General features: G+C 38.6%; 22 protein-coding genes and 1 pseudogene. 10 read left to right on the plus strand and 13 right to left on the minus strand.

Annotated features, from left to right (window positions below; all coding sequences use genetic code 11):
- Positions 1–108: 108 nt before the first annotated feature.
- Complete coding sequence (locus AWW73_RS00430) at positions 109–966, plus strand: DMT family transporter (protein ID WP_062848401.1); 858 nt, start codon at positions 109–111, stop codon at positions 964–966.
- Between the two features lie 39 nt (positions 967–1005).
- Here AWW73_RS00430 and nfsB read toward each other — a convergent pair whose 3' ends face one another.
- The 3 genes from nfsB to AWW73_RS00445 all read right to left on the minus strand — a co-directional run bounded on the left by nfsB (position 1006) and on the right by AWW73_RS00445 (position 3059).
- Positions 1006–1659: an oxygen-insensitive NAD(P)H nitroreductase gene (gene nfsB, locus AWW73_RS00435; RefSeq protein WP_057106844.1), complete on the minus strand. Its 654-nt coding sequence runs from the start codon at positions 1657–1659 to the stop codon at positions 1006–1008.
- A 155-nt stretch (positions 1660–1814) separates the two neighbouring features.
- Positions 1815–2534 (minus strand): UDP-2,3-diacylglucosamine diphosphatase, encoded by a 720-nt coding sequence (locus AWW73_RS00440; RefSeq protein WP_062848402.1) that lies wholly within the window; start codon positions 2532–2534, stop codon positions 1815–1817.
- Positions 2535–2549: 15 nt separating this feature from the next.
- The gene (locus AWW73_RS00445) at positions 2550–3059 is read right to left on the minus strand and encodes a peptidylprolyl isomerase (RefSeq protein WP_016145770.1); all 510 of its coding nucleotides are present in this window, start codon (positions 3057–3059) and stop codon (positions 2550–2552) included.
- 167 nt (positions 3060–3226) lie between these two features.
- Between AWW73_RS00445 and AWW73_RS00450 the strand changes: the two genes are divergently transcribed.
- On the plus strand, positions 3227–4954 hold the full coding sequence (locus AWW73_RS00450) for a glutamine--tRNA ligase/YqeY domain fusion protein (RefSeq protein WP_062848403.1): 1728 nt from the start codon (positions 3227–3229) through the stop codon (positions 4952–4954).
- 426 nt (positions 4955–5380) lie between these two features.
- Here the strand turns inward: AWW73_RS00450 and AWW73_RS00455 are convergent, their stop codons facing one another.
- From AWW73_RS00455 to exaC, 5 genes are all read right to left on the minus strand, one after another.
- Positions 5381–6103 (minus strand): glutamine amidotransferase, encoded by a 723-nt coding sequence (locus tag AWW73_RS00455; protein WP_057106355.1) that lies wholly within the window; start codon positions 6101–6103, stop codon positions 5381–5383.
- A 166-nt stretch (positions 6104–6269) separates the two neighbouring features.
- Positions 6270–7085: an ethanolamine ammonia-lyase subunit EutC gene (gene eutC / locus AWW73_RS00460; RefSeq protein WP_057106356.1), complete on the minus strand. Its 816-nt coding sequence runs from the start codon at positions 7083–7085 to the stop codon at positions 6270–6272.
- Between the two features lie 10 nt (positions 7086–7095).
- Positions 7096–8481, minus strand: coding sequence for an ethanolamine ammonia-lyase subunit EutB (locus AWW73_RS00465; protein WP_062848404.1), 1386 nt, complete (start codon positions 8479–8481; stop codon positions 7096–7098).
- A 16-nt stretch (positions 8482–8497) separates the two neighbouring features.
- Positions 8498–9934: an ethanolamine permease gene (eat, locus tag AWW73_RS00470; RefSeq protein WP_062848405.1), complete on the minus strand. Its 1437-nt coding sequence runs from the start codon at positions 9932–9934 to the stop codon at positions 8498–8500.
- Positions 9935–10155: 221 nt separating this feature from the next.
- On the minus strand, positions 10156–11667 hold the full coding sequence (exaC, locus tag AWW73_RS00475) for an acetaldehyde dehydrogenase ExaC (RefSeq protein WP_062848406.1): 1512 nt from the start codon (positions 11665–11667) through the stop codon (positions 10156–10158).
- A 142-nt stretch (positions 11668–11809) separates the two neighbouring features.
- On the opposite strand from exaC, the gene AWW73_RS00480 reads away from it, so the two are divergent.
- Entirely contained in the window at positions 11810–13000 is a 1191-nt protein-coding gene (locus AWW73_RS00480) for a helix-turn-helix domain-containing protein (RefSeq protein ID WP_062848407.1), read from the plus strand.
- Here AWW73_RS00480 and AWW73_RS00485 read toward each other — a convergent pair.
- Together AWW73_RS00485 and mdh are read right to left on the minus strand one after the other, a co-directional pair.
- Complete coding sequence (locus AWW73_RS00485) at positions 12997–13965, minus strand: alpha/beta hydrolase (protein ID WP_062848408.1); 969 nt, start codon at positions 13963–13965, stop codon at positions 12997–12999. The two genes, AWW73_RS00480 and AWW73_RS00485, sit on opposite strands and share 4 nt — an antisense overlap.
- 195 nt (positions 13966–14160) lie before the next feature.
- Entirely contained in the window at positions 14161–15333 is a 1173-nt protein-coding gene (gene mdh / locus AWW73_RS00490) for an iron-dependent methanol dehydrogenase (RefSeq protein ID WP_062848409.1), read from the minus strand.
- 230 nt (positions 15334–15563) lie between these two features.
- On the opposite strand from mdh, the gene AWW73_RS00495 reads away from it, so the two are divergent.
- From AWW73_RS00495 to AWW73_RS00505, 3 genes are all read left to right on the plus strand, one after another.
- Positions 15564–17276, plus strand: coding sequence for an AAA family ATPase (locus AWW73_RS00495; protein WP_062848410.1), 1713 nt, complete (start codon positions 15564–15566; stop codon positions 17274–17276).
- Between the two features lie 43 nt (positions 17277–17319).
- Complete coding sequence (locus AWW73_RS00500) at positions 17320–17679, plus strand: 5-carboxymethyl-2-hydroxymuconate Delta-isomerase (RefSeq protein ID WP_062848411.1); 360 nt, start codon at positions 17320–17322, stop codon at positions 17677–17679.
- Positions 17680–17761: 82 nt separating this feature from the next.
- Positions 17762–18613, plus strand: a complete 852-nt coding sequence (locus AWW73_RS00505) for an AraC family transcriptional regulator (RefSeq protein ID WP_062848412.1) — start codon at positions 17762–17764, stop codon at positions 18611–18613.
- Between the two features lie 27 nt (positions 18614–18640).
- On the opposite strand, the gene thiM is transcribed toward AWW73_RS00505, so the two are convergent.
- From thiM to AWW73_RS00520, 3 genes are all read right to left on the minus strand, one after another.
- Positions 18641–19468: a hydroxyethylthiazole kinase gene (thiM, locus tag AWW73_RS00510; protein WP_062848413.1), complete on the minus strand. Its 828-nt coding sequence runs from the start codon at positions 19466–19468 to the stop codon at positions 18641–18643.
- A 35-nt stretch (positions 19469–19503) separates the two neighbouring features.
- Positions 19504–20661, minus strand: coding sequence for a hypothetical protein (locus AWW73_RS00515; protein WP_062848414.1), 1158 nt, complete (start codon positions 20659–20661; stop codon positions 19504–19506).
- Between the two features lie 149 nt (positions 20662–20810).
- On the minus strand, positions 20811–21068 hold the full coding sequence (locus AWW73_RS00520) for a hypothetical protein (RefSeq protein WP_031948752.1): 258 nt from the start codon (positions 21066–21068) through the stop codon (positions 20811–20813).
- 319 nt (positions 21069–21387) lie between these two features.
- Here AWW73_RS00520 and pepN point away from each other — a divergent pair, with 319 nt between their 5' ends.
- From pepN to AWW73_RS00540, 4 genes and pseudogenes are all read left to right on the plus strand, one after another.
- Positions 21388–23994, plus strand: coding sequence for an aminopeptidase N (gene pepN, locus AWW73_RS00525; RefSeq protein ID WP_062848415.1), 2607 nt, complete (start codon positions 21388–21390; stop codon positions 23992–23994).
- 584 nt (positions 23995–24578) lie between these two features.
- Positions 24579–25109, plus strand: a complete 531-nt coding sequence (locus AWW73_RS00530) for a Csu type fimbrial protein (protein WP_016145755.1) — start codon at positions 24579–24581, stop codon at positions 25107–25109.
- Positions 25110–25181: 72 nt separating this feature from the next.
- Positions 25182–25886 (plus strand): fimbrial biogenesis chaperone, encoded by a 705-nt coding sequence (locus AWW73_RS00535; RefSeq protein ID WP_062848416.1) that lies wholly within the window; start codon positions 25182–25184, stop codon positions 25884–25886.
- A 9-nt stretch (positions 25887–25895) separates the two neighbouring features.
- Positions 25896–26755, plus strand: a pseudogene (locus AWW73_RS00540) (fimbria/pilus outer membrane usher protein); the annotation flags it as partial.

A 26755-nucleotide genomic window follows, 5' to 3' on the forward strand; every position in this document is an offset into this window, starting at 1 on the left:
GGCTGGTTTTTTTATGTGTATTTAAAAGTTAATTCTAAATATTTAATTGGCTGTGGATATGATTTGACCATGGTGACTAATATATTTAAATAATTAGGGCTTTAACAAATGATATTGATATTAGCTGCTGCTTTAAGCAGTGTCTTGGTGTCTATCCTATTAAAAACTTTAAAGAGAAAAGGTTATCAACCGCTACAAATGATTGCATGGAACTATGCAAGCGCAAGTCTGCTTTGTTTTTTATGGTTTCAGCCTGATATTCAACATGTTTCAATACAACATACACCTTGGTGGCTAATTATTGCATTGGGCGTAATTTTACCTAGTATTTTTTTATGCCTTGCTAAATCATTGGAATATGCAGGTATTGTTAAGACGGAACTTGCCCAAAGACTTTCGGTTGTTCTTTCTTTGCTTGCAGCATATTTCTTTTTTCATGAGCAATTTAATGCATTAAAACTGTGGGGAATAGGTCTAGGAATTTTTGCAGTCTTACTTGTCTTATTTGGACAAATAAATTCTTTCTCAAATCACCAATCTCGAAAAGCGATCTTTGCTCTGTTAAGTGTATGGTGTGGTTATGCAGCAGTAGACATTCTTTTAAAATATACAAGTAGTTTAGGACTTCAGTTTACTCTTACTTTAAATCTTATTTTTATTACTGCTTTTATATTGTCGATTTCATATTTATTACTACAAAAGACACAAAAGTGGCAGTTTAAAAGTACGATAGCTGGGTTAGTATTAGGCTTACTTAATTTTTTGAATATTGCTTTATATGTAAAGGCTCATATTCTTTTAAAAGATTCACCTGCAATTGTTTTTGCAAGCATGAATATTCTTGTGGTGTTATTGGGAATTGTGAGCGGAGTGATTTTATATAAAGAAAAATTAAAATGGCCTACTATTTTGGGGATTCTTTTAGGAATAAGTGGGGTGGTTTGTTTAGGTAGCGCAATGGCTTGATAGTTCAAGAGAGGCGAGTCTCTTGAACGATAGAGATTTTTATAAATATGTGAAAATCACTTCATCTGGCAGGCGTGATTTAGGAAGCTTAGCATTAAAGTCATTTTCACTGCGATAGCCTAGAGAAACAATCACAGAGCTTCGTAAGCCTTTTTCTGTTAAACCGAGCTCGGCATTTAAAACTTCTTCATCAAAGCCACCCATCGGAGTCGCATCAATACCCTCTAAACCGGCAGCAAACAGTAACTGTCCTAAAGCAATGAATGTTTGGTTTTCCATCCATCCATATAAATTTTTCTGTTCATTTCGATAGAATTCAACATAGCCATGGCGAGTATCTTTTTGGCCTAGTTTAGCTTTTTCATCTTTAAAACGGCCACTTAAATCATCTTGTTCAAGTAGTTGATTTAAATATTCAGAGGAAATATCTGTTTTTGTGCAGAATACAATTGTATGTGATGACTCAAGCACTTTGGGTGCATTGTAAGCATATTTCCCTGTTAATGCTTTTGCGATTCGTTCTTTAGCTGCAAGATTGTCTGCAACTACGAAATGCCAAGGCTGAATATTTACTGAAGAGGGAGTAAAACGTAAAATTTCTAATAATTTATTAAGTTTGTCTTGAGGAATTTTCTTATCTGGATCATAGGCTTTTGTTGTGTAGCGGCTTTTAACTGTATTTAATAAATCCATTCTGTACTCCATATCAATCTTATTGCAATTGAGAGAATTTAATAGTTTGAATCATACGCTATTTTATTCAAAGATATTTGCTCTTTGATTTGATAAAAATTTATAGCAGTAATGTCGCAATTAAATAATATTTTTTATAAATATATAATTCTAAATTAGTATTTCCATTCAATTAACTTTAGCTGCGGTGCATTATCAGTAGGATCAATTTCCAAAATCTGAGCTTGATGCTCTCGCCAATCGCCAAGGACGATACGCTGTTTATGTTGTAATTGATGAATTGAAGGGCGATGAGTATGCCCATGAATAAGTTTGTCTACATCTGTTAAAGCAGAGAGTACAGCTTGTTCATTTACATCCATAATTTCATAGCTTTTTTGCTGTTTATCAGCGGAGCTTCTTTTACGAAAACCATTCACCAGTTTGGTACGAAAACCCAGTGGTGTACGGCGTAAAAGAGCAACTAAGATCGGGTTTCGAATAATTTTTTTAAATCTTTGATAAGAAATATCATCTGTACATAAGGCATCACCGTGTTCTAGGCGGTACTGATGTCCAGCAATGTTGAGATAATAAATGTCGGGTAGTAATACACCGTTAAATTTATTGAGGAAAACCTGATTCAAAGCAAAATCACGGTTGCCCACTTGAAAGTAAACCCGATTTCCTTTTTGGTTGAAGTCTTTTAATGCTTCAACAATTTCATCGAGCCATGGTGCTGAGTAATCATCACCAATCCAAGCGTTAAACCAGTCACCTAAAATATAGAGCTGTGTTTGTTTATCTTGATAATGAACCAATAAATCTAAAAACCCTCGAACGAGTCGAGGGTGTTCAGGTGACAAGTGTAGATCTGAAATAAACAGATAAGTCACAGCTTATTCCTAAAATTATTCAGAAATAATTTTAGCAGATTCGATTACAACGTTTTCTAAAGGAACGTCAGCGTGGTAACCACGGTTGCCAGTACGAACACCTTTGATCGCATCAACAACATCCATACCTTCAACAACTTTACCAAATACGGCATAACCCCAACCTTGAGCAGTTTTAGAGGTATGGTTTAAGAAAGAGTTGTTTTTTACGTTAATGAAGAACTGTGCAGAAGCAGAGTGAGGTGCTTGAGTACGTGCCATAGCAATCGTACCAACATCATTGCTTAAACCGTTGTCAGCTTCGTTTTCGATAGAATCACGAGTCGCTTTTTCTTTGAAGTTTTCGTCCATCCCGCCACCTTGGATCATGAAACCATCAATGACACGGTGGAAAATAACGCCGTCATAAAAACCGTCACGTACATATTCTAAAAAGTTTGCTACTGTTTTTGGTGCTTTTTCAGTATTTAGTTCAAGAACAATACGACCTTTATTGGTGTTTAATTCGACTTGAGGAAAACTCATTACATTAATCTCCTAAACATGGGCTTATGACCATGGGTTTTTGGTTGAGAGAAGCATAAGCAAACTGTAAACTACAAGGCAAGTAAAAAACGTTAAAATCTTTGTGAAAAATGAAGATAGCGTTTAAATTTTTCGAAATTTATCTACAAAGAAGTGATTGATACACTATGAAGCCTAATGATGTTGTCTCGAACCTGCCAAATAACCCGACACCGAATACTCATGCCTCTGTCGATTCTGCGCAGCAAGAACAACAGGCTGGCTTAGATTTTGTTCGCCAAGTCATTACTGATGATTTGGCTACAGGACGTGCAAAGCAGATCGTAACGCGTTTTCCACCAGAACCAAATGGCTATTTACATATTGGCCATGTAAAAGCAATTTGCTTGAACTTTGGTGTGGCTGAAGAGTTTGATGGTTTGTGTAATTTGCGTTTTGACGATACAAATCCTGATGCTGAAGAACAAGAGTATGTTGATGGTATTGCGAATGATGTGAAATGGCTTGGTTTTAACTGGAATGGTGAACCACGCTATGCATCAGGTTATTTTGATCAATTATATGCATGGGCAGTTCAACTTATTGAACAAGGTGATGCATATGTAGATTTGCAATCTCCAGAAGAAATTAAGTTAAACCGCGGTAGTTTTGTTGAGCCAGGTAAAAACTCTCCATACCGTGATGCATCTATTGAAGAGAATCTTACTCGCTTTGAAAAAATGCGTAGTGGTGAGTTTAAAGAAGGTGAAGCAGTTTTACGTGCCAAGATTGATATGGCAAGTACAAATGTACATATGCGTGATCCGATTTTATATCGTGTATTGCATTCAGAGCATCACCAAACTGGCGATAAATGGAAAATCTACCCGATGTATGACTATGCTCATCCATTGTCTGATGCCATTGAAGGGATTACCCATTCGCTTTGTACATTAGAATTCCAAGATCACCGTCCGTTTTATGACTGGATTGTAGAAAAAGTAAAATCTAAAGCTGTTCCGCATCAGTATGAATCTTCACGTTTAAACGTGGACTACACCATTACATCAAAACGTAAATTACGTAAATTGGTGGAAGGTGGCTATGTAAATGGTTGGGATGACCCACGTATGCCGACTGTGGTAGGGATGCGCCGTCGTGGTTTTACTCCTGAAGGTTTACGTGATTTCTGTAAGCGTGTAGGCGTGTCAAAAACTGATGGTATTGTAGATGTTGCAATGCTTGAGTTCTGTATTCGTCAATCTTTAGAAAATACTGCTGCGCGTGGTATGGCTGTTTTAAGCCCACTTAAAGTAACTTTAACTAATTTACCAGAAGATATGGATCTGACGCATGCTCGCCATCCTAATGTAGATATGGGTGATCGTGTGATTCCTTTAACCAAGGAAATCTATATTGACCGTAAAGACTTTGAAGAAGTACCGCCAAAAGGCTTTAAACGTTTAGTTCCTGACGGTGAAGTGCGTTTACGCCATGCTTACGTCATTAAATGTGATGAAGTCATTAAAGATGCAAATGGTGAAGTGATTGAGCTGAAATGTTCAATTGACCCTGAAACTTTAGGTAAGAATCCTGAAGGTCGTAAAGTTAAAGGTGTGATTCACTGGGTATCTGCAACTAAAGGTATTCCTGCTGAAGTACGTATTTATGATCGATTATTTACAGAAGCTGACCCTGAAACTGGTGATGACTACTTGGCAAATCTTAATCCTGAATCATTAAAAATCGTACAAGCTGTCATTGAGCCAGCTTTAGCACAAGCAACTCCTGAAGATCGTTTCCAATTTGAGCGCGAAGGCTATTTTGTCGCTGATCAATATGATCATTCACCAGAGAAACCAGTTTTCAACCGTATTCTTGACTTAAAAGACAGCTTTAAACCTGAGAAAAAGTAAGAGATTGATTATCTCTTACTTTTTCGCAAGACGAACAACATGTTGTGAGTAAATAACAGAAATAAAAAAGCCCAACTCAGTTGGGCTTTTTTATTTAGATGTCTTCTCATATTTCTTTTTCTTTATGATTAATATCCTTGGCAAATTAGCTTAGGCTGGATTAATCACATAAAAATAAAGAACCAAGATTATAAGGAGAATACATGAAAGCAATAAATAAGTATTGACCGTATTAAAGCTTTTAATAAATTTCCAGATATCCATAGTAAATCAACGTATATTTTGTGTTACAAATTAATAATACACTGAAAATTTTATTAAATGTTTGTTAAAGCCGAATATCGTATTCCCTTTGTTTGAAAAATAAGCAAATAATAATACCAAATGGTAAAATTTAGTATTTGCACGCATTAGAATTTTTATAGTTTAACCACTATAACCAATTCTTTTTAAAAATTTTTGAATAACCTCAAATGCAGCATGTTCGAGTGCTTGGGCATATTGTAAGTTTTGTTCTCGAAGTTTCGGAATTGAAATATTGGCATTACGAAGTTCGCATGTATGGCCAATTAACCATTTCTCAAAATTCTCTTCTGTCGTTTCAATATGAAACTGCAATGCGAGAATATTATTTCCAACTTCAAATGCTTGATTGGTATAAATCTCTGAGCTAGCTAATAACACAGCATTTTCGGGAAGGTCGAAAGTATCGCCATGCCAATGTAAAACATGTACATTATTAAGCAAAGGAGATAACACCTGATTGGCACGTAAACTTAAGCTTAGTGGGCCCCAGCCAATTTCTTTTTGATGTCCTGCATATACTTTTGCACCAAGCGCATGAGCAATAAGCTGTGCACCCAAACAAATACCAAGTGTAGGTTTATCTGCTGCTAAACGTTGTTTAAGTAGAGCAATTTCATCTTTTAAAAATGGATAATCTTCAGTTTCGTAAACCCCGATTGGGCCACCTAAAATAATAGTTAATCCATCGTGTGAGAAAGCAGGAGTTAAATCATCTACGCCTGCTTCAAAATAACGCACGCGAAATCCATGTTGATAAAACACATCTTCTAATGAACCTAAGTCTTCGAAAGCAAGATGCTGAATGGCATAAATAGTTTTAGGGAAGGCGTTTGTTGTGTTCATACAAATGATTCATAGAAGATCAATAGTTGGAGTATAGCGATAAATATAAAGAAGAAAATATCTGTATAAATCGTCAATACCTGAAAATTGATATTTTTCGTTAAGATAATATTGTTATGCAAAGGTTTATCTATTTTTCAATAAATCTCTTTGCATATTCCACTGCTTAAAATAATAGCTTTTGGGTTGGTTCAAAGCCTATATCTGAAAGTTGATGTTCATCTTTTAAATTAACTCCTGAAAAACCAAGTTGTTTTGATTTTTTCATTAATGCCATTAAACGTTGTGCCGCAACTGGAATACTTAAACCTGCTGAGCGAACATTTGAAATACAGTTGCGCTTGGCATCGAGGCAACCCGAATATGCATTCCATGTGTAGTAAATTCCCATACTATCCGGAGAGCTTAAACCAGGGCGCTCACCAATGAGCATAACAAGCATAGATGCTTTAAAGATTTCTGCGACTTCATCACCCAAAGCAACTCGGCTACCTGTGGCAAGTACAATTGGTGCGAGGTTCCAGTTTTCTTGCTGAATTTGTTCATTTAGCTCTGTAATGAATGGGATAGCATTCGCTTCAATCGCTCTTGCAGAGAGACCATCACCTACAACAATACAAACGTCATATTGTTGCGGATTTTCTGCATATTTCTTACTTAAGGCATCTTTTGATGGGGTTGAAAGCTGGCGCCCCAAATCTGGACGTTTGAGGTAAATTTCCTTATTAGGAGCATTGCTTTGAACATGAACACTTTGCAGCTGCCGTTGTGCTAATTGCTCTGATAAATAGGAAACATCCAGAGTTTGATAAACCGCATCTTTTGCTTGGGCATGCGACAACTGGAACTCAAGTAAAGCGTGTGTTGGGATACTACAACCAGCACGACCTAATGCAATACGGGCATCTGTAAACTGTTTGAGTTTTTCCCACTGATCTTGATGCGTGCTTGATGGGTATTGAATATCACGATTAAGTTTCATGGTGTTTTCCCTAATTCATCAGCAGACGAGAGAATTGATCCGGCATGTGGTCTGCCCAGCAAATTTGAGAGTTTTGTTGTTTGAAAATACCTTGTTGTTCAAGCCAAGCAGAAAACTCAGGAGCGGGTTTTAAACCTAAAAGTTGTCTTAAATAGAGAGCATCATGGAATGAAGTCGTTTGATAGTTGAGCATGACATCGTCTGAACCCGGAATTCCCATAATAAAGTTAATGCCCGCGGCGCCAAATAAAGTGAGGAGAACATCCATATCATTCTGGTCTGCATCGGCATGATTGGTGTAACAAATATCGCAGCCCATTGGCACGCCAAGTAACTTACCGCAGAAGTGATCTTCTAGTCCTGCACGTATAATTTGTTTACCGTTAAAGAGATATTCGGGGCCAATAAAACCAACGACAGTATTCACCAAAAGCGGATTATATTTACGGGCGACTGCATAGGCACGAGTTTCTAAGGTTTGTTGGTCCACGCCGTGATGAGCATTACTTGATAGGGCACTCCCTTGACCCGTTTCAAAATACATGACGTTTTGTCCAATAGTTCCGCGCTTAAGTGCGAGCGTGGCTTCATATCCTTCTTGTAGTAAGTCGAGTGAAATTCCAAAGCCTTCATTAGCCAGTTGGGTGCCAGCGATTGATTGAAACATTAAATCAATTGGTACGTTTTTTTCAGCCAGTTGAATGCCTGAGCTGATATGGGTAAGTACACAAGATTGCGTTGGAATTTGATATTCCTGAATGACATGATCAAGTAATTTTAGTAGCTCTGACAAATTATGCAGGTTATCCGTCGCTGGGTTAATGCCAATCACGGCATCGCCGTTGCCATACATCAAACCGTCTAAAATACTGGCAGAAATACCAAGCACATCGTCGGTAGGATGGTTCGGTTGTAAACGGGTAGAAAGATGACCTTTTAAACCAATGGTGTTGCGAAATTGGGTAATTACTTCGCATTTACTGGCGACATAAATTAAATCCTGATTGCGCATAATTTTGCTGACGGCAGCCACCATTTCTGGAGTTAAACCTGATGCTAATGCTTTTAAGGTTTGGGCATTGGCTTCTTCTCCCAGTAACCAATTTCGGAAATCACCTACTGTAAAGTGTGAAATAGGGGCAAAGGCTGCCAGATCATGTTCATCAATAATCAGTCGTGTAATTTCATCGGTTTCATAATCGACCACAACTTCGTTTAAAAAGGTTTTAAGCGGTACATCGGCCAAAGTCATTTGTGCCGCAACATGTTCGGTTGCATCGCTGGCCGCTACACCTGCTAATTCATCGCCTGAACGTAACGGTGTTGCTTTTGCCATCAAGGTCTTCAAGTCAGCAAAGTGATATTGTTGATTGGCGATAATATTGCGATAACTCATAGTTGCTTCCTTTTATTTATAGTTCTTGTTCTGCGGCTTTAATATTTGCAAACTCTTCTTCTGGTGTACCTTTAACTAAATGATAGCGGCTATAGAATAAAAAGTAAGCAATAAATACGATATAAATGGCGGCAGCAATAAACCAAACTTTAGGATTAACAACAAAGCCCGCAACTACAGCAGCGACTGCTAAAACCAGTGCAATGCTTGAAGTGAAAATTCCTCCGGGAGTTTTATAAGGACGAGGCATGTCGGGTTTAGATAGGCGTAGTTTGATGTGGGATAAAAGAATCAACACATAAGAAATGGTTGCACCAAAAACCGCAATTAAAATCAGTGAATCGCCTTCTTTGGTCAGTGAAAGTAAGAACCCAATAATGCCCGGAATAATAATTGCCAAATAAGGCGCTTTATTTTTATTAGTTAAAGAGAGTGAAGTTGGTAAATAGCCAGCACGAGAGAGTGCAAAGATTTGACGTGAATAGGCATAGATAATTGAAAAGAAACTTGCGATTAAACCTGCTAAACCGACAAAGTTAACAAAAGTCGCAAGCCAAGTGTTGGTACCATAAACTTTAACCAGAGCATCGACGAGAGGAGCGCCTGAGTTTTGTAAAGTACTTGCACCTGCTGCGCCCGCACCTAAGAATAAAATGAGCATGGCAAACGCCGTTAATATAAGCATTGCTCCGATTAAACCTCGTGGGAGAGATTTGGCTGGATTTTTTGCTTCTTCGGCGGCTAATGGAACACCTTCAACTGCGAGGAAAAACCAGATTGCAAAAGGAACAGCGGCCCAGATGCCTAAATAGCCATGAGGTAGAAAACGACTTGCGCCAGCTGCTGTTCCAACAGGAATATCTAACAAATTTTGCGTATTAAAATGTGGAATCATTGCGACAATAAACACAACCAGAGCAACTGCTGCGACAAGTGTAATCGCAAACATAATTTTTAAGGCTTCTCCAGCACCTTTAAGATGTATGCCCATAAAAATGGCGTAGCAGGCGAGATAAATCATCCAGCCATTAATGCCAAATAGAGATTCACAATAACCGCCAATAAATACAGCAATTGCCGCAGGTGCAATTGCGTATTCAATTAAAATGGCTGTGCCTGTTAAATAGCCCCCAAAAGGACCAAAGGCCGCACGTGCAAAACTATAACCGCCACCTGCTGTCGGCATCATGGTGGACATTTCTGACATAGAAAGACATAGACATAGGTACATAAGCGCAGCGAGTGCCGTGGCAATAAACATTCCGCCCCATCCACCTTGAGCTATGCCAAAGTTCCAACCGGCAAAATCACCCGATATTACATAAGCTACGCCTAAACCAATCAGGAGTAACCAACCAACCGTACCTTGTTTAAGTTGACGCTGAGCAAAATATTCTGCTGATGAGATTTCTGTATCTGAAGAAATGACGGAAGCTGTTTCTGGTTGATTCATACAATACTCCTGCGAGTTGGTTTGTATTTATCAATGCAAAAGCAGTGCCTAAATGAAAAACTTTAGTTAATAGATGGCACTTTTTTATTCCAAATAGTAAAAACTTAAGAATTAACAATATAAAATAAAGAAGCCAGCAATCTAAATTACTGGCTTCTCATATAATTAGTCATTTTACTTCTTTCTAGTGTTGATAGTGTGGCATCAACTTGGTGCAAAACTTAGAAGAAGCCCATTGGTTTAGTTGAATAACTCACCAACAAGTTTTTAGTTTGTTGATAATGATCTAGCATCATTTTATGGTTTTCGCGCCCAATACCTGACTTCTTATAACCACCAAATGCAGCATGTGCAGGGTAGATGTTGTAGCAGTTTGTCCAAACACGGCCCGCTTCAATAGCACGACCAGCACGGTAAGAAATATGAGCTGAACGTGACCAAACACCTGCACCTAAGCCGTACATGGTGTCATTGGCAATTTTAATTGCATCATCAAAGTCTTTAAATGTTGTCACAGCAAGTACAGGTCCAAAAATTTCTTCTTGGAAAACTTGCATGCCATTGTGACCTTTAAAAATAGTCGGATCAACATAATAACCATCGCCTACTTCTTTACGGCCACTACCGCCTAGTAAGAGTTCTGCACCTTCTTCACGACCCGTGTTAATACAACGTAAGATTTTCTCTTGTTGTTGTAGAGATGCTTGAGCACCAATCATGGTTTCAGTATCAAGTGGGTGACCAGTTTTAATACGCTTTACGCGTTCGACAGCCATCTCCAAGAACTGATCAGCAATACTTTCTTGTACTAAAGCACGAGAAGGGCAAGTACATACTTCACCTTGGTTTAAGGCAAACATGGCAAAACCTTCAAGCGTTTTTTCCAAGAAGTCATCTTCTTTATCCAAAATATCTTCAAAGAAAAGGTTTGGTGACTTACCGCCAAGTTCTAACGTTACTGGAATAATATTTTCGGTCGCATATTGCATCACCATTTGTCCAGTTTGAGTTGAACCTGTGAACGCGATTTTTGCAATACGTGGATTTGTCGCTAATGGACGGCCGACTTCTGCACCGAAACCATTGACGATATTAAGGACACCCGGTGGTAAAATGTCTTGGATCAGTTCAGCAACCAGCAAAATACCCACTGGAGTTTGTTCAGCTGGTTTAATTACCACACAGTTACCAGCTGCTAAAGCAGGTGCAAGTTTCCATGCTGCCATCAAAATCGGGAAGTTCCATGGAATGATTTGACCAACCACACCTAGTGGTTCATGGAAATGGTAAGCGATGGTATCTTCATCAATTTCAGAGATGCCACCTTCTTGAGCACGAATACATCCAGCGAAATAACGGAAATGGTCAATCGCAAGTGGAAGGTCTGCTGCTAAAGTTTCACGGACTGCTTTACCATTATCCCAAGTTTCTGCAACAGCAAGCATTTCAAGATTTGCTTCTAAACGATCAGCAATTTTTAAAAGTATATTTGAGCGTACCGTTGGAGAGGCTTTATTCCATGTTGCTTTCGCTTTGTGCGCTGCATCTAGAGCGAGTTCGATATCTTCGGCACTAGAGCGTGGAATACGTGTGAAAGCTTTTCCATCAACAGGAGATACATTGTCAAAATATGCACCCTTTAAAGGTGCCACCCATTCACCGCCAATAAAATTTTCGTATTGTGATTTGAATTGAACTTTTGAGCCTGGTTGATTTGGATCGATATAGCGCATATAAATATTCCTTTGCTTTTTAGGACTAAAGACTAACAAGAACCCTGTCAGTAGGTACTTTCGTACTTTGTATAATTAGGATATAAAGAAGAAGGTTGGAGAAAGGTTGGAATAGAAATGTGGATATATAAGGAATTTACAAATGTTCACAAAAAAGGATTTATTGCAGCAACGGACGTTGATTGATCAACTGCGCACGCAAAATAGTCTCTCTCCTCAGAATGCTGCCAAACTCGGCCAAAGTATTGCAAGCTCGTGGGAACGATCAGCCTCTGCTGCGATTCCTAAGGAGCGTTTTGCGGCTCCATTAGTCGAAAAAAATACTGCTTCACAGAATGCTTTAGATATGGCTTTAAGCCAATGTGCCGATGACTTGCGTCATATTGCAGAGCAATCTTCAATGGTGATTGCCGTCGGTGATATCGGCAGTACCATTATTTGGACTGCACCAAGTGCTCAAATGCAAAGTGCTGCTGAACGTGTGCATTTTGTACAAGGTGGACAGTGGCGTGAAGAATTTGTGGGTACCAATGCCTTGGCTTTATCTTTAAAAACTCAACAATCAAGCTGTGTTTTTTCAAATGAACATTATATGGAATCGATTCATGATTGGGTGTGTTATGCGGCACCAATTATCGATCCATACTCGAAACAAACGCTAGGCGTTGTTGATTTATCAACCACATGGAAGAACCATAATAGTTTAGGAATATTGGCTGCTGAACGATGTGCATCCATTATTCAATCCGCTTTGCTAGAGCAGCAGCGTCAACAGTTACATATTCGTGCATTTTCGACACCGCAAGTCAAATTTAATGGCAAAAGCTTGTTATTAACGCCGCGTCAAATTGAAATTTTAACCATATTGGCTTTATGTCCACATGGTTTAACTTTAGAGCATCTTTATCAGGCACTCTATGGCGAACGTAAAGTTAGTATGGGTACGCTTAAAGCTGAAATGTCTCAACTACGAGATATTTTGGGAGGTTTACTTGGTTCACGCCCATATCGTTTGCTGGTGCATGTTGAGGCCGATTTTTTACAAGCTGAACAAGCGCTCGATGCGGGATATGCAGCCTCGGCTTTGCAGCTTTACACAGGTGTATTTCTGGCAAAAACTGAAAGTCCGTTTTTATGTGCATGGCGCGACTGCCTTGAATCACGCTTGAGCGATGCAATTTTTAAAACCCAAGAAACAGATTTACTGTTAAAGCATCTAGCTCATTTCCCTGAAGCAATTGATGCGGTAGAACGCCTTATGGAGCTCTTACCAAGTGAACATCCTGCGCATCAACTGCTGGTGAAATACCTTGACTCACCTAAGCTTAGTTAAGTAATTTTTTGATCCAGCCACTGGAACAATTGTTGATAGACTTGTTCTCGTACTGGCTGGGCCGAAAGGACTAAGTCATGCAATCCATTGTGAATAGAGACAACTGAGACATCGCCTTTAATTTTCTTACCATGTTTCTCAATGTCTTTAACATCTAAAATCACGTCACTTTGAGTCGCATCTGGCCCCCATTTGCGTGGGTTTTTAGTCTGATGAGAATGCATAATGAGTGCAGGAACGTTCAGTTTAAGCCCGCGGTGAATCTCTTTTTGTGCCGTATGAATTGCATGTACAAAGCTGAGTTGAACTGTAGGGGCAGAGGTCGGTTTCCAGTCAAGATTAAAGTCCCATTCACCTTTGAGCTGCTTGTGAAGACTGGTGGTGTACCATTTGTTTAATTGGCTTGGGAATTTAACTTTTGGTAGATATTTTCCTACTCGACTGAGCATTGGAATACCAAACTTCTTTTCAACTAAACTTAAATTAAAGTCGTAAAATGGACTATTTGCCCAGAGCGCTTTAATAAGAGAATGATCTGGATGATGGGCAGCATAAAGCGTTGCTGTCAAACCACCAGTTGAATGCCCTGCGAGTAAAACCTGAGTGTGTTGCTCTGCGCCAATAATTTCTAATGCTTGAGTAATTTCAGCATCGTATTCATTCAAATCAAGCACATTATAGAAAATTTGATGAGGCAGCTTTGAACGCCCATATTTTCTTAAATCAAGTGCATAGAAGTCATAACCATGAGCATTGAATTGCTCAGCCATTTCGGTTTGAAAGAAATAATCTAAAAAACCATGAATATAAAGTACGGCTTTTTGAGACGGTTGAGAGGCTTTTTTACGCACTAAAGTGGCTACAACTTTACCTTCATAATCACTAGGAAAGTTGAGTGTGAGCTGTTCGTAACCCGTGCCTAAAATATCTGGAACATAAGTTTGATTAGCTAAAGATGTATTCATTTTTATCGAGCTATTGTAATTAAGACATGCAGAGTATCCTTCAATGAAATGGGCGAATTGTCAATCAGGTTTGGAAAAGGTTGGAGTAAAGGTTCTAAAAAAAGGGAATACCGCTGGAGCTAAGTATTCCCCAAAAAAGTAAGTCAACGGTCGGAGGGATTTGACTTACTAGAGGGATATGCCATTAAATCAGTATTACAGTGCCGCTTTGAAAATCTCCACAACTTGTGCATGATTTGCTTTGCGAGGGTTGGTGAGCATACATGCATCTTTTTGAGCATTATCGGCCATGACAGCAAGGTCTTCAGTTTTTACACCAAGCGCGGTTAAACCAGATGGAATACCAATTGATGAAGACAGTTTGCGAATGGCATCAATTGCAGCATACGCAGCTTCTGTTACGGTCAGCCCTTGAGTATTTACACCCATTAACTCAGCGATTTTTGCATAACGATCTGGGCAAGCAATTAAGTTAAATTCGCATACGTGTGGTAATAAAATTGCATTACACACGCCGTGAGGTAGATTATAAAAACCGCCCAACTGGTGAGCCATTGCGTGAACATAACCTAAAGATGCATTGTTAAATGCCATGCCAGCCAAATATTGTGCATAGCTCATCGCATCACGTGCTTCGATGTTTTCACCATTTGCAACAGCAGGTTGTAACCACTGACTAATCATTGTAATCGCTTTTTCTGCACAGGCATCGGTAATTGGGTTTGCTGCCGTAGAAACATATGCTTCAACTGCATGGGTTAATGCATCCATACCTGTTGCAGCGGTTAAACCAGCTGGTTTTGCAATCATGAGTTTCGGGTCATCAATCGCAATAAGTGGGGTACAACGCCAGTCAACAATCGCCATTTTTACGTGAGTATCGGTATTGGTGATAATACAGAAACGAGTCATTTCAGATGCAGTACCAGCCGTTGTATTCACTGCAATCAATGGCGTCATCGGGACTTTACTTTTATCGATGCCTTCGTAGTCACGAATATGACCACCACCCGCAGTGACTAAACCAATTCCTTTCGCACAGTCGTGAGATGAACCGCCACCTAGTGAGACAATAAAGTCACAGCCATTTTCGTTATAGGCATTTACCCCGTTATGAACGTTAATATCGGTTGGGTTGGGTTCTGCGCCTGGGAAGATATGGCTTGCAACGCCTGCTTCGGTTAAATAGTTTGCGATAAGGTCTGCAACACCAAATTTAAATAAGCCTTCATCGGTCACAATTAATGCTTTTTTTGCGCCGAGGTTTTGAGCCTTGGTCCCAATTTCTTTAGCACATCCTGGTCCAAAGAGTGATACACAAGGAATATAAAAACCGTTTGTTTGATCTGCAATATTTTTAAAAGCCATGGAGTGATTCCTTCTTCCATAAATCCATTGTTTGTTATTACAGGTGAGCCTCACCATGGCCTTAGTATTGTGATGTGAAGATTATTTTCCTACCTACCAAAAACCTACCAAATATTATTTTGTTTTTAATTTTTGATTTATAAGCACTTTTTAGAAAGTTTGGCACATTCATTTAATTTTTTCGGGAAAATCGTTAAGCTATGGGCTGTTGAAGATGTACATATGAGATTATGAAACAGGAAACTGCGCTTAAACTGCTTAAAGCAGGTGAAAATGTCTTTTTAACCGGTTCGGCTGGTGCAGGGAAAACCTATACACTTAATCAGTACATCCAATACCTAAAAGCACGTAAAGTGCCTGTGGCGATTACGGCATCTACAGGTATTGCTGCAACGCATATGAACGGTATGACCATTCATACATGGGCTGGCATTGGTATTAAAGATCTGTTAACTGACGATGATCTAAAACGCATGAAAGAGCGTAAATATCTCAAGGAACATCTTGAAAATGCGCAAGTTCTCGTAATTGATGAAATTTCGATGCTGCATGCAAAGCAGCTTAATCTGGTCAATCAAGTTCTAAAATATTTTAAAGAAAGCGATGAAGCTTTTGGTGGTATTCAAGTCATCGTGGCTGGAGATTTCTTCCAGTTGCCGCCTGTAGGTCGTAATGGTGAAGCCAACCGTGACAAGTTCTGCTTTATGTCAGATTCATGGGTCGAAGCTAAATTCCGTGTATGTTATTTAACGGAACAACACCGTCAAGACGACGAAATTCTGAACCAGATTCTAAACGCTATTCGCGCGCAAAATATTCAAGCCGATCATTTGCAAGCACTGCGTCAATCACGTGCCCATGATATTGGTGAGACCTTTACTCGTCTTTATACGCACAATATGGATGTCGACAATATCAACTATCAGCACTTAAACGAAATTGATAATGAAGGGCATCAATTCAATGCTGTTTTAGATGGTAATGAAAAGTTATTAGAAACTTTAAAATCTTCGGTTCGTGCTCCAGAAGAACTCACACTTAAAAAACATGCAAAAGTCATGTTTGTAAAAAATAACTTTGATATGGGCTATATCAACGGAAGTTTGGGTGAAGTCATCGGCTTTGAAGAAGATGACGAAAATGGCTTACTGCCAAAGGTCAAATTAACTGATGGCACGACTTTGCTGGTTGCTCCTGAAACATGGTCAGTTGAAAATGAAGCAGGCAAAGTGATTGCAAGTTTTCAGCAAATTCCGCTTCGTTTAGCGTGGGCGATTACTATTCATAAAAGCCAAGGGATGACTTTAGAAGCCGCTGAAATTAACCTCATGAATACCTTTGAGAAAGGTCAGGGTTATGTTGCACTTTCGCGCTTGAAATCTTTAACGGGGTTAAAGCTATTAGGCATTAATGAGCAAGCTTTAGAATTAGACAGTTTAGCTGTCAAAGCCGATCGCCGTTTCCAAGAGCTGTCTAAAGAAGCTGAAGACAACTTTGCAGATGTAGATTTAACGGCTCAGCATAAAGCGTTTATTCGTCATTGCGGCGGTACCTTGAATGAAACCGAGATCTCTCGTAATGAGAAGAAACTCGCAAAAGGTGGCAAGCAAAATTATGCTACGGCAACGCTAGATGAGACACGTGTCTTGTTTGAAGAAGGGTATGAAATTGAAGACATCGCACATGAACGTGGTCTGACACCAGCAACCATCATTAATCACTTGGCTCGACTGCATAAAGAGCAAAAGCTAGATATTTCGGTTGCCCATCCGGGTGAAGAAGTGGTCGAAGAAATTCGTAAAATTTATAAGAAGCTGAAAAAGCGCCAAAATCCAGATCATTTTTCTGATGATGGTTCGATCAAACTAAGACCAATTGTTGAAGCAACCAGCCCTCGAATGGGATATGATCAGGTCCGATTAGCTTTATTATTTATTGAGTAAAGTTTAATTCGCTTAATGACTTATTATATAAATTGAGGTGGCTATGCCGCACGTTGTAGTTGATTATTCAGAAAATTTAACTGGATTAAACGCAAAACAATTACTTGAAGAAATTAATACTACGCTCATTGAAACAGAGCTATTTAGCCCAGAAGATATTAAAAGCCGTGCGCGTAAAGACGAGGTTTTCCTCATTGGCTTAGGGGCTGATCAAGCCTATATTCATGTAAAAGCCTACATTTTGTCAGGAAGAACAGCCGAACAAAAACAACTTATGGGTGAGCAGTTATTAGCGGCACTCAGCAACAAAAAATATCTACAATCAGATTTTAATAAAGTAATTCAATTGTGCGTTGAGCTTATCGATATGCTAAGAGAAGATTATTTTAAGCAAGTTGTATAACACTAAAAAAGCGCAATTTCGATCAAGAATAGAGATGAGCGCTATGTAAAAGTAGTGCTATCGAATGAACAGACATAAATGTATGGCTGTATATACACAAAAGCTGCAACTGGTTTGCGATTATATTCAACGACATTTAGATGAAGAGCTAGATGTTGACCGATTGAGCCAGATTGCGGCCTTATCCAAGTTTCATTTTCATCGCATTTTTGCCATTCATATTGGTTTAAATGTGATGAGGTTTATTCAACTTTCTCGTTTAAAGCGGGCCTCTTTTCAACTGGCATTTGAACCCGATCTGAAAATTATTGAAATTGCATTGCAAGCAGGGTTTGATAGTCCAGAGGCATTTACTCGTGCATTTAAGCGTTCATTTGATCAAACTCCTCGGGCTTTTAGAGATAAACCAGACTGGGAATCTTGGCACCAGAAGTTTGTTTTTACGATTCCAAAAAGTGAGCTAAAAATGAATGTAAATATTGTTGAGCGACCTGCTGAAAAGATTGCCTATCTGTCGCATTTAGGCAGTCCAGATAAAGTCTTTGAAACGGTTGCACGTTTTATTGCTTGGCGTAAAGAAACAGGTTTATCACCTGTGACCAAATCTAGAACTTATGGTATTCCGTTTGCTGACCCTGAACAGACGCCATCTGACGAGTTTCGATTTGATATTGCAGGTTCAATTGAAAAGGCTGTACCTGAAAATACTTACGGCGTACAAATAGGAGAAATTCCTGCGGGTCGTTATGCAACCGTAAGACATTTTGGTAGTCATGACCAGATTAAAGATAGTGTGTATTACATCTTTAGAAACTGGTTACCCGATCAAACAGAAGAAGCGGGGGATTATCCTGTTTTCTTTCACTATCACAACTTTGTACATGAGGTGAAAGAATCCGAGCTTATTACAGATATCTACTTACTTTTAAAATGATTGCAAGTCATACAGCCCTAACTTGGGTTATGCCTGTAGGTTTAAAAGTTTGATATCAGCATATTGCTCAATTAAGTTGGCATCTAACATATGGATATAATCCATAAAGAGGGTACTAAAACTTCCCATAGTTTGTGCCTGATTTGCTGCCAGTTTACCTGCAATTGCGAAGTGAACATGAGCTGAAAGTGCGGCAATGCTTGGGGTAGTCACAGCGCTATATGCTGCGATTAAAGCACCCAATGCACAGCCCGTTGCGGTAATTTTAGGTTGTAACGGACTTCCGCCATTTACCTGGATAACGATGTCTAATTCTTTAGATAAAATGTAATCTGACTCGCCCGAAATAGCGATACAGTCTGCATGCGTTAAGAGGGAGAAAGCCTGTTGATAGGCTTGATCACTGCTTAAAGTACTATCGACACCTTTAGATTGAACTTGGTTGCCTGCAAGCGTACTGATTTCTGAGGCATTACCACGAATAACACTTGGCTTAAACTGTAAAAGTTCATCTGTCATTTGACTGCGCCAAGCTAAAATTGGTCCATATCCAACTGGGTCGAGTACCCAAGGAATATTATGAAGCTGTGCTGTCTTTGCAGAGATTTGCATGGCTTGCATTTGCTCTGAAGTTGGCGTACCCAAATTAATGCTTAAAGCAGATGAAATCTTGGTAAAACTTTCAGCTTCATAAGGATTATCAATCATGGCAGGTGAGGCACCAGAAGCAAGTAACACATTGGCTGTATAGTTCGCTGCAACGCTATTGGTAATACATTGCACAAGAGGTGTTTTTGCCTGCACGTTTTGCCAAGCTTTAATTACTTGCTCAATTAAAGTCGATGCTGATGTCATATTATTATCCTTATCAAGCCAAAGTGATTATAGATTTAGTGGGTGAAATAGTGATCTTGATGCTTACATTTTTGGCAAATTAAAGAAACATAATCGGCCGCATCATAATCAACAGTTAAATCATTTGAACCACAATGCATACAACGTTTAACCGAATAAAAGTTTAAACGCGGTTCAATTTTACGCCATGCTTTCCAGACAGGTTGTACGAATATCTGTTCGTCGTAGCCCAAGAAACGGTTAAGCAAAATATAGCTCATTTTACTGTAGGGAATATTGTGAGGACGAGGCAGCATTGAGGTTTCCCACTTTTCAGCTAAAGCTCTCTCACGATATTGTTCTAAGGTTTTCTTTAATAAATTGGTGTTAATAAATTTCTCATTGCGAGGCTGTAGGGCTTTTTGTTTATAAAGATATTCGAGCGCGGTTTGAATCAAATAGTAAATTTGTCCAATCGCCAATGAATCCATTAAACGATAACAAAAAGTTTGGAAATTAGTGCTTCCTGCAATTTGAACGCCCCATGTTCTGCAGTAGAACTGCATAAACTGGATAATTTCTTGATAGAGCACCTGAAATAGCACATCTTTCACTTCATCGGCACTACGAAAAGGGATACCGAGACTTAGGTTTTCATAAAACCAATATCGTAGTTGCTGGGCGACACTATATAAACTTGGGTCACTATAACCATCTAATCGAATGTTTAAATAAAAGCATTGAGGTTCATCAGTTTGATCTTGGGCATTTAAAATTCCATCTTTATGGAGTTGTTTAATTAGATAGTTTTGAAACATCCAGTTCGGAGTAATGTGATGGGATTTAATCCGGTCCCAGTGAATGTATTCATCATGTGCAACATCATCACGGGCATAGTCATCAAGTACACTGAGTAAAAATAGTTTATGTAAAAAACTCAGTTGTTCCAGACTTCGCTGTGGTTGATCTTTTGACTTAAATTGGCGTTGTTCTTGTAAGCGTGTTTGCTGTAATAGCTTTTTACGTTGTTTAGTACAGGTTTCACAGTGGCATGTCATTTTTTCATCTTTAAATATGCGGTGCTGACAATGACTGCATTCATGAAATTGAATGTCTTTTTCAAATTGTTCGGCATCTATCCAGTACATCGAAGCTTGGCAGAGAGGACAATGGCTACTTTCATCTAGCTGTTTTTGTAGAATTTGTAAGGCCATTTTGCTCCGAACATAAAATAAAAAATGAAAGGGCTATTATACACAGCAACGCTGTAGATGGCTGAGATTGTCTTTTTGTTTGCTGCTAAAATAGGAAGACCTAAAATCTACGTTTGGATTTTAGGTCTTCATCATAATTCGAAGTTTAATTAAACAGGGCACGGCAAACTCTCATCATTTTGTCCAAGTTTTTTGGCATTGATGAGTGCCTGTACTTTTTTACTTGGTAATTTGACTTTACCTAATGCATCGTAAGTGTTTACGATGGTCGTTACTTCTTGGGCAGTCATTGAAATACCTTCAGCAGATAAAAATACTGCAATCACATGGTGGTCAAGTCCTGCTGCGTCTAGATCATGGATCGCTTTAATATTTTCTAAGCGATGTAAATGTGCTTTTAATTCCATAGTGAATACCTCTTGTTCTGATTGAAATAGTTATATTGGTGTATTAGATAAGGCAAGAACCATGCCCAAAATGTAAGCTAGCCCTAAAAAATGTTAAAAGCCGAAGGTGTTTTATTTTTATTGTATAGATTGATTATATAAGCAACGATTATCGTAAATTTGGTCTAATCTGTGCTAATAAAAGACGATTCTAATTTGAAATGTATAAATGAAGTCCCATTAATTTTATAAAGGTAAGTAAACACAGTATGTATGATTGAATATGGTCAACTCATAACAATTCGTACTATGGTTTCCGAAAAGTATATAAGGAATAAAGATGAATATTGCGGCACAGCCTCCAGTTCAGGCAGATCAAACAATTTATTTAAAAGATTATCAGAAACCTTCGTTCTTGGTTGAATCCATTAATCTTGATATTCAAGTTTATGAAGATAAAACAATTGTTGATTCAACATTGGTGATGAAGCGTCAAACTGCTGGAGACTTGGTGTTATTAGGCCGTGATCTTGAATTGCAATCGATTCAGCTAAATGGTCAAGTTCTCACTCCTGCACAATATTCACTCGATAGTGAGCAACTGGTGATCACTGATGCACCAGATGAAGTCATTTTACAAACTCAAGTGATTATTCATCCTGAAACAAATACTCAGTTAGAAGGTTTATATAAAGCAGATGAGTTATTTGTAACGCAGAATGAACCAGAAGGTTTCCGCAAAATTACTTTCTATCCAGATCGTCCGGACGTACTTTCAGTCTTTACGACCCGTGTAGAAGCAGACAAAAAATATCCTGTGTTACTTGCCAATGGTAACTTGCTTGAAACTGGTGAGGTGGGTGAAAACCGTCACTTTGCAATCTGGCAAGACCCGACTAAAAAGCCAAGCTATTTATTTGCTTGTGTCATTGGTGATTTAGCTGTACTTAAAGATCGTTATACGACTTCTGAAGGGCGTGATGTTGCTTTAGAAATTTATGCAATCGAGAAAGACATTCCAAAATGCCATATCGCGATGGAAGCATTAAAGCATTCTATGCGTTGGGATGAAGAACACTATGGCCGCGCATATGATCTCGACAACTATATGATTGTTGCAGTGAGCCAGTTCAACATGGGTGCCATGGAAAATAAAGGTTTAAATATCTTTAATACTTCATGCGTGCTTGCTGATGAAGAATACACTACTGACGCTGCAATCATGCGTGTACAGTCTGTAATTGCCCATGAGTATTTCCACAACTGGACAGGAAACCGTATTACTTGCCGTGACTGGTTCCAACTCTGCTTAAAAGAAGGTTTAACGGTATTCCGTGATCAGTCTTTCTCGGAAGATTTACAATCTGCTGCGGTTCAACGTATTGATGACGTCGCTGTACTTAAATCGCATCAATTCCCTGAAGATGCAGGTCCTTTGTCGCATCCACCACGTCCAGATCACTTTGTAGAAATTAATAACTTCTATACCGCAACTGTTTATGAAAAAGGTGCGGAAATTAACCGCATGATGTCGACTTTGTTGGGTAAAGAAAAATACCGTAAGGGTACGGATGAATATTTCCGCCGTCATGATGGCCAAGCCGTAACGGTAGAAGACTGGGTTGCTGCATTATCTGCAGGTTCAGGGGTCGATTTATCTGCATTCTTAACTTGGTACAACCAACCGGGTACGCCAAAGCTTGAAGCAAAAGGTGAGTACGATGCAGCGACACAAACTTATCGTTTAAGTTTTAAACAAAGCCTAAAAGCACATCCTAAATATCCAAATTTAAAAGCTGTTCCAATTCCTGTAGCGTTGGCACTATTCAATGCTAAATCAGGTGAGCAATATACATTGCACAGTGACGGCCTATTCGTAAATGATGTTAAAGATGGTGTGTACTTGTTTGATCAAGACGAAGCAACCATTGAATTCACAGGTGTGACTGAACAGCCAGTTGTGTCGTTACTCCGTAATTTCTCTGCGCCTGTAAATCTTGTGTTTGACTATACTGATGCAGAATTAGCATTCTTAATTCAGCACGAAACAAATGGTTTTAACCAGTGGCAAGCAACTCAAACCTTGCTTGAGCGTATTTTGCTAGAAGACCATTCTGCAGATGCGTACATTCAAGCTATTCAGAGCACTTTGCCAGAGTTGGTTGGTCGTGACCCGCTTTTAGCATCACGTTTGTTTGATGTACCAAGTGAAGGTTATTTGGGTAGTCGTATTGATCAGAACTATGCACCAGCAGATATTCATGTAAAACGTGAAGCTCTACTTAATCGATTGGCACAAGAGCTAGGTTCATTCTGGAAAGATACTTACCTTACACTTGACCCAGACCAGCAAAAAGAATTTTCTTTAGCGATGGGTGTTCGTGCATTAAAAAATATTATGCTTATGATGATGGCACGTCAGGGTGATCAAACTGCATTTGAATTGGCACATGTGCAGTACCAAAACACAGGTAATATGTCTGAGCGTTTAGGTGCACTACGCGTATTGGTTTGGCAAAGCGCGCCTCAAGCTCAAGATGCTCTTGCTGATTTCTATGACCGCTTTAAAGATGAAGCTTTGTCTTTAGATCAGTGGTTTATGATTCAAGCTGCAAACCCAAATGCAACCACTGAAACAATCGAGTACTTAACTCAACATCCTGACTATGACTTAACGACTCCAAACCGTATTCGTGCGGTAAGCGGCGGCTTGTCAAATAACCCTGAAAATACTTGGGGCTTTGGTGTAGCTCACTTTATTAACCTCGCACAATATCTGGATGAAAAGAACCCAATTTTAGGTTCACGTCTATTACAAGTATTGTCACGTTGGTATACGCTTGCAGAGCCTCAACGTACTCAAGTGCAGCAAGCCTTACAAGCATTGCAGCCTAAAGTGAAATCGAAAAACGTTTCTGAAACTTTAAATAGTATGTTAAGTGTTTAACTAGATTTAGATACACTAAATAAAGGTCTCATATGAGGCCTTTATTTTTATATTTCTACATAGAAATATAGCGGTCAAGAATTAACTTTATTGTTGTTTTCTAGCTTTATGATTTTTTAGTTTTCTTTTAGATAAAGTATAATTTTTAATGATTTATTTTAAATGCATCTTTAAGTAAAAATATAAAATAAAAAATTATTAGAATAATAAACTAAAAAATAGAATAATTGACGCTGCAAATCGTTTTTGTTTATAGGTAATTAAGCTAAATAGACTGACATATTTATTTAAATTTTCTCCAATAAATTTTATGGTATTTTTATTAAGTTAAATAAAATCAATAATTTATTTTTTTAAATGTTAATGAATTGTTAATTGGGGTTAATTTGAGTAATTGTATTTTATTAATTGAAATTCTAAATAAAAATGTTGTCATGCAGTTTAACTTTTTTTATGTATTATGACCAAAATAGGGTAAAAATATAAGCTTTAAAAAGCAGTCAAATTAAAAGAGATTGTAATAGTAAGGGTTAATTTTTTTACATCTATTAATGCCAACAATTTAATGTAAAAAGGTTTAGACCATGAAAAAGACTTTTTATTATTTATCAGCAATTGCTGCAGGATTATTTTCTCTCAATACAGCAAATGCCGCTACAGCAACTGGAACATTGACTGTTAGAGCGACAGTTACAAATAGCTGTGTTCTAAATACCTCAGCTACAGGTACTACATCAAATGCGGTCTTAGACTTTGGGACATTAAGTTCACTTGCGAGCAACGTAGACGCAGACACTACGACCACAGGTGGGACCCCAATCAGAGTGCTTTGTAACAACACTGTACCTTGGACTTTGTCTTTTGATGGTGGCCAGAATGTTTTATCAACTCAACGTCGTATGATTGGTGGAGCAACCACTACAGAATATATTCCTTATAATCTTTTCTCTGACACAGGACGTGCAACAGCAATTGGTATTGCAACAACAGCATACACCGGAACAGGAACAGGTAATGTTCAAACTGTAAATGTGTATGGCCGTATTCCTGCCGGAACGACCTTACCAAGTGCAGGTAGTTATTTAGATACAGTGACCGTGACCGTAACTTACTAATTTTTATAAATAAGAAATACTGTTAGCCCTTTAAGAGGGCTAATACATTAAAAGATTTATTTTGAGCAACTCATGAAAAAAAACATCTTTATTATTACGAGTTTATTGTTATCTCTATCTAGCACGTTGAGTGCGGCTACAATCCGAATTTCACCCGTGAATGTGGAAATATTGAGTAATCAAAGTGCTTCTTCGATTAGTTTATTTAACCAGTCGAATGAAAGTACTGATTTACAGATTCGCGTGTTTGAATGGGTGCAGAAGAATGGGCAGGATGAATTAATTCCTACTGATGAGATCGCAATTAGTCCGCCATTTTTAAAATTAAAGCCTAATGACTCGTATAACTTACGTGTAGTCAGAATTAATCTGTCAGCGATTTCTGGTGAAAAAACCTATCGTATTATTATTGATGAGTTACCAAAACCTGTTGATAGTCGTAAAGCAGCTCAAGGAATAAATGTATTACTTCGCTCATCTTTGCCTGTATTTGTAGTCAATAAAGACGCGATTACTAAATTGAATTGGAAAATTGATTCTAATCAGAAGGCACCTTCTTTAAATATTAGTAATATTGGAAATCGACATGCACTTTTAAATAATTTAACGCTTGTTGATACTACAGCAAATAAAAGTTATCCGATCCAAGTAAACACTGTGAATGGTTATATTCTTGGACAGCAGACCCGAAGTTACTCTATTAATAATTTCACATATCAGCCAAATCATAAATACAGCGTATCTCTGACAGTTAATGGTAAGAAAACCACACTTTAAGAGGCTTATATGAAATACATTATAGGTGTCTTATGTGTTGCATATCTTCCTGCATATTCTTTTGCTGAGCAACTTCAAGATCATACGAACACAGCAACTCCGCGTGTTCCCGATGCTATAAATAGCAAGAATAAATATGCAGGGGTGAAGGTCGATAGACAGGAACAAAATCTTAGCTTTACTCAGCTTTTTTTAAACGTTTCTGTGAATGCAAATGCTTCTGAAGATTTGGTTTCGGTAAAGCAAGCTCAAGATGGCAAGCTCTATATCCGTGCGCGTGATTTAAAAGCTCTAAGACTGAAAATGGATGAGCACATATCAGATAGCCAATGGGTATGTATTAATGATCTAAGCGAAATCCAGTTTAAATATCTGGAAAATGAGCAGTCCCTCAACCTAAATGTTCCGTCAAACATGCTGACGGGCTATGCAGTTGACCTTAATGGTCAGCAGATCACCAGCCCGCATTTGCTCAAGATGAAACCGTTAAACGCGGCTATTCTCAACTATAGCCTGTATAACAGCATAACCAATGATGAAAATACCTTTTCAGGTTCGGCTGAAGGGATTTTTAACAGCACGATCGGTAACTTTTCATCAGGCGTTTTATATAACGGCAGTAATGAAAATAGTTATAGCCATGAAAAGTGGGTACGACTGGAAAGTAAGTGGCAATATGTCGACCCTGAAAAGATCAGGATCTATACCTTAGGGGACTTTATTTCTAACAGCCCAGACTGGGGCAGTAGTGTACGGCTTGCTGGTTTTCAGTGGTCGAGTGCCTACACCCAGCGCGGTGATATTGTCACCTCGGCACTCCCGCAATTCTCCGGTTCGGCTGCACTGCCTTCAACTTTAGATTTATACGT

Origin of the sequence: Acinetobacter lactucae (assembly GCF_001605885.1) — a bacterium.
Classification (GTDB): domain Bacteria; phylum Pseudomonadota; class Gammaproteobacteria; order Pseudomonadales; family Moraxellaceae; genus Acinetobacter; species Acinetobacter lactucae.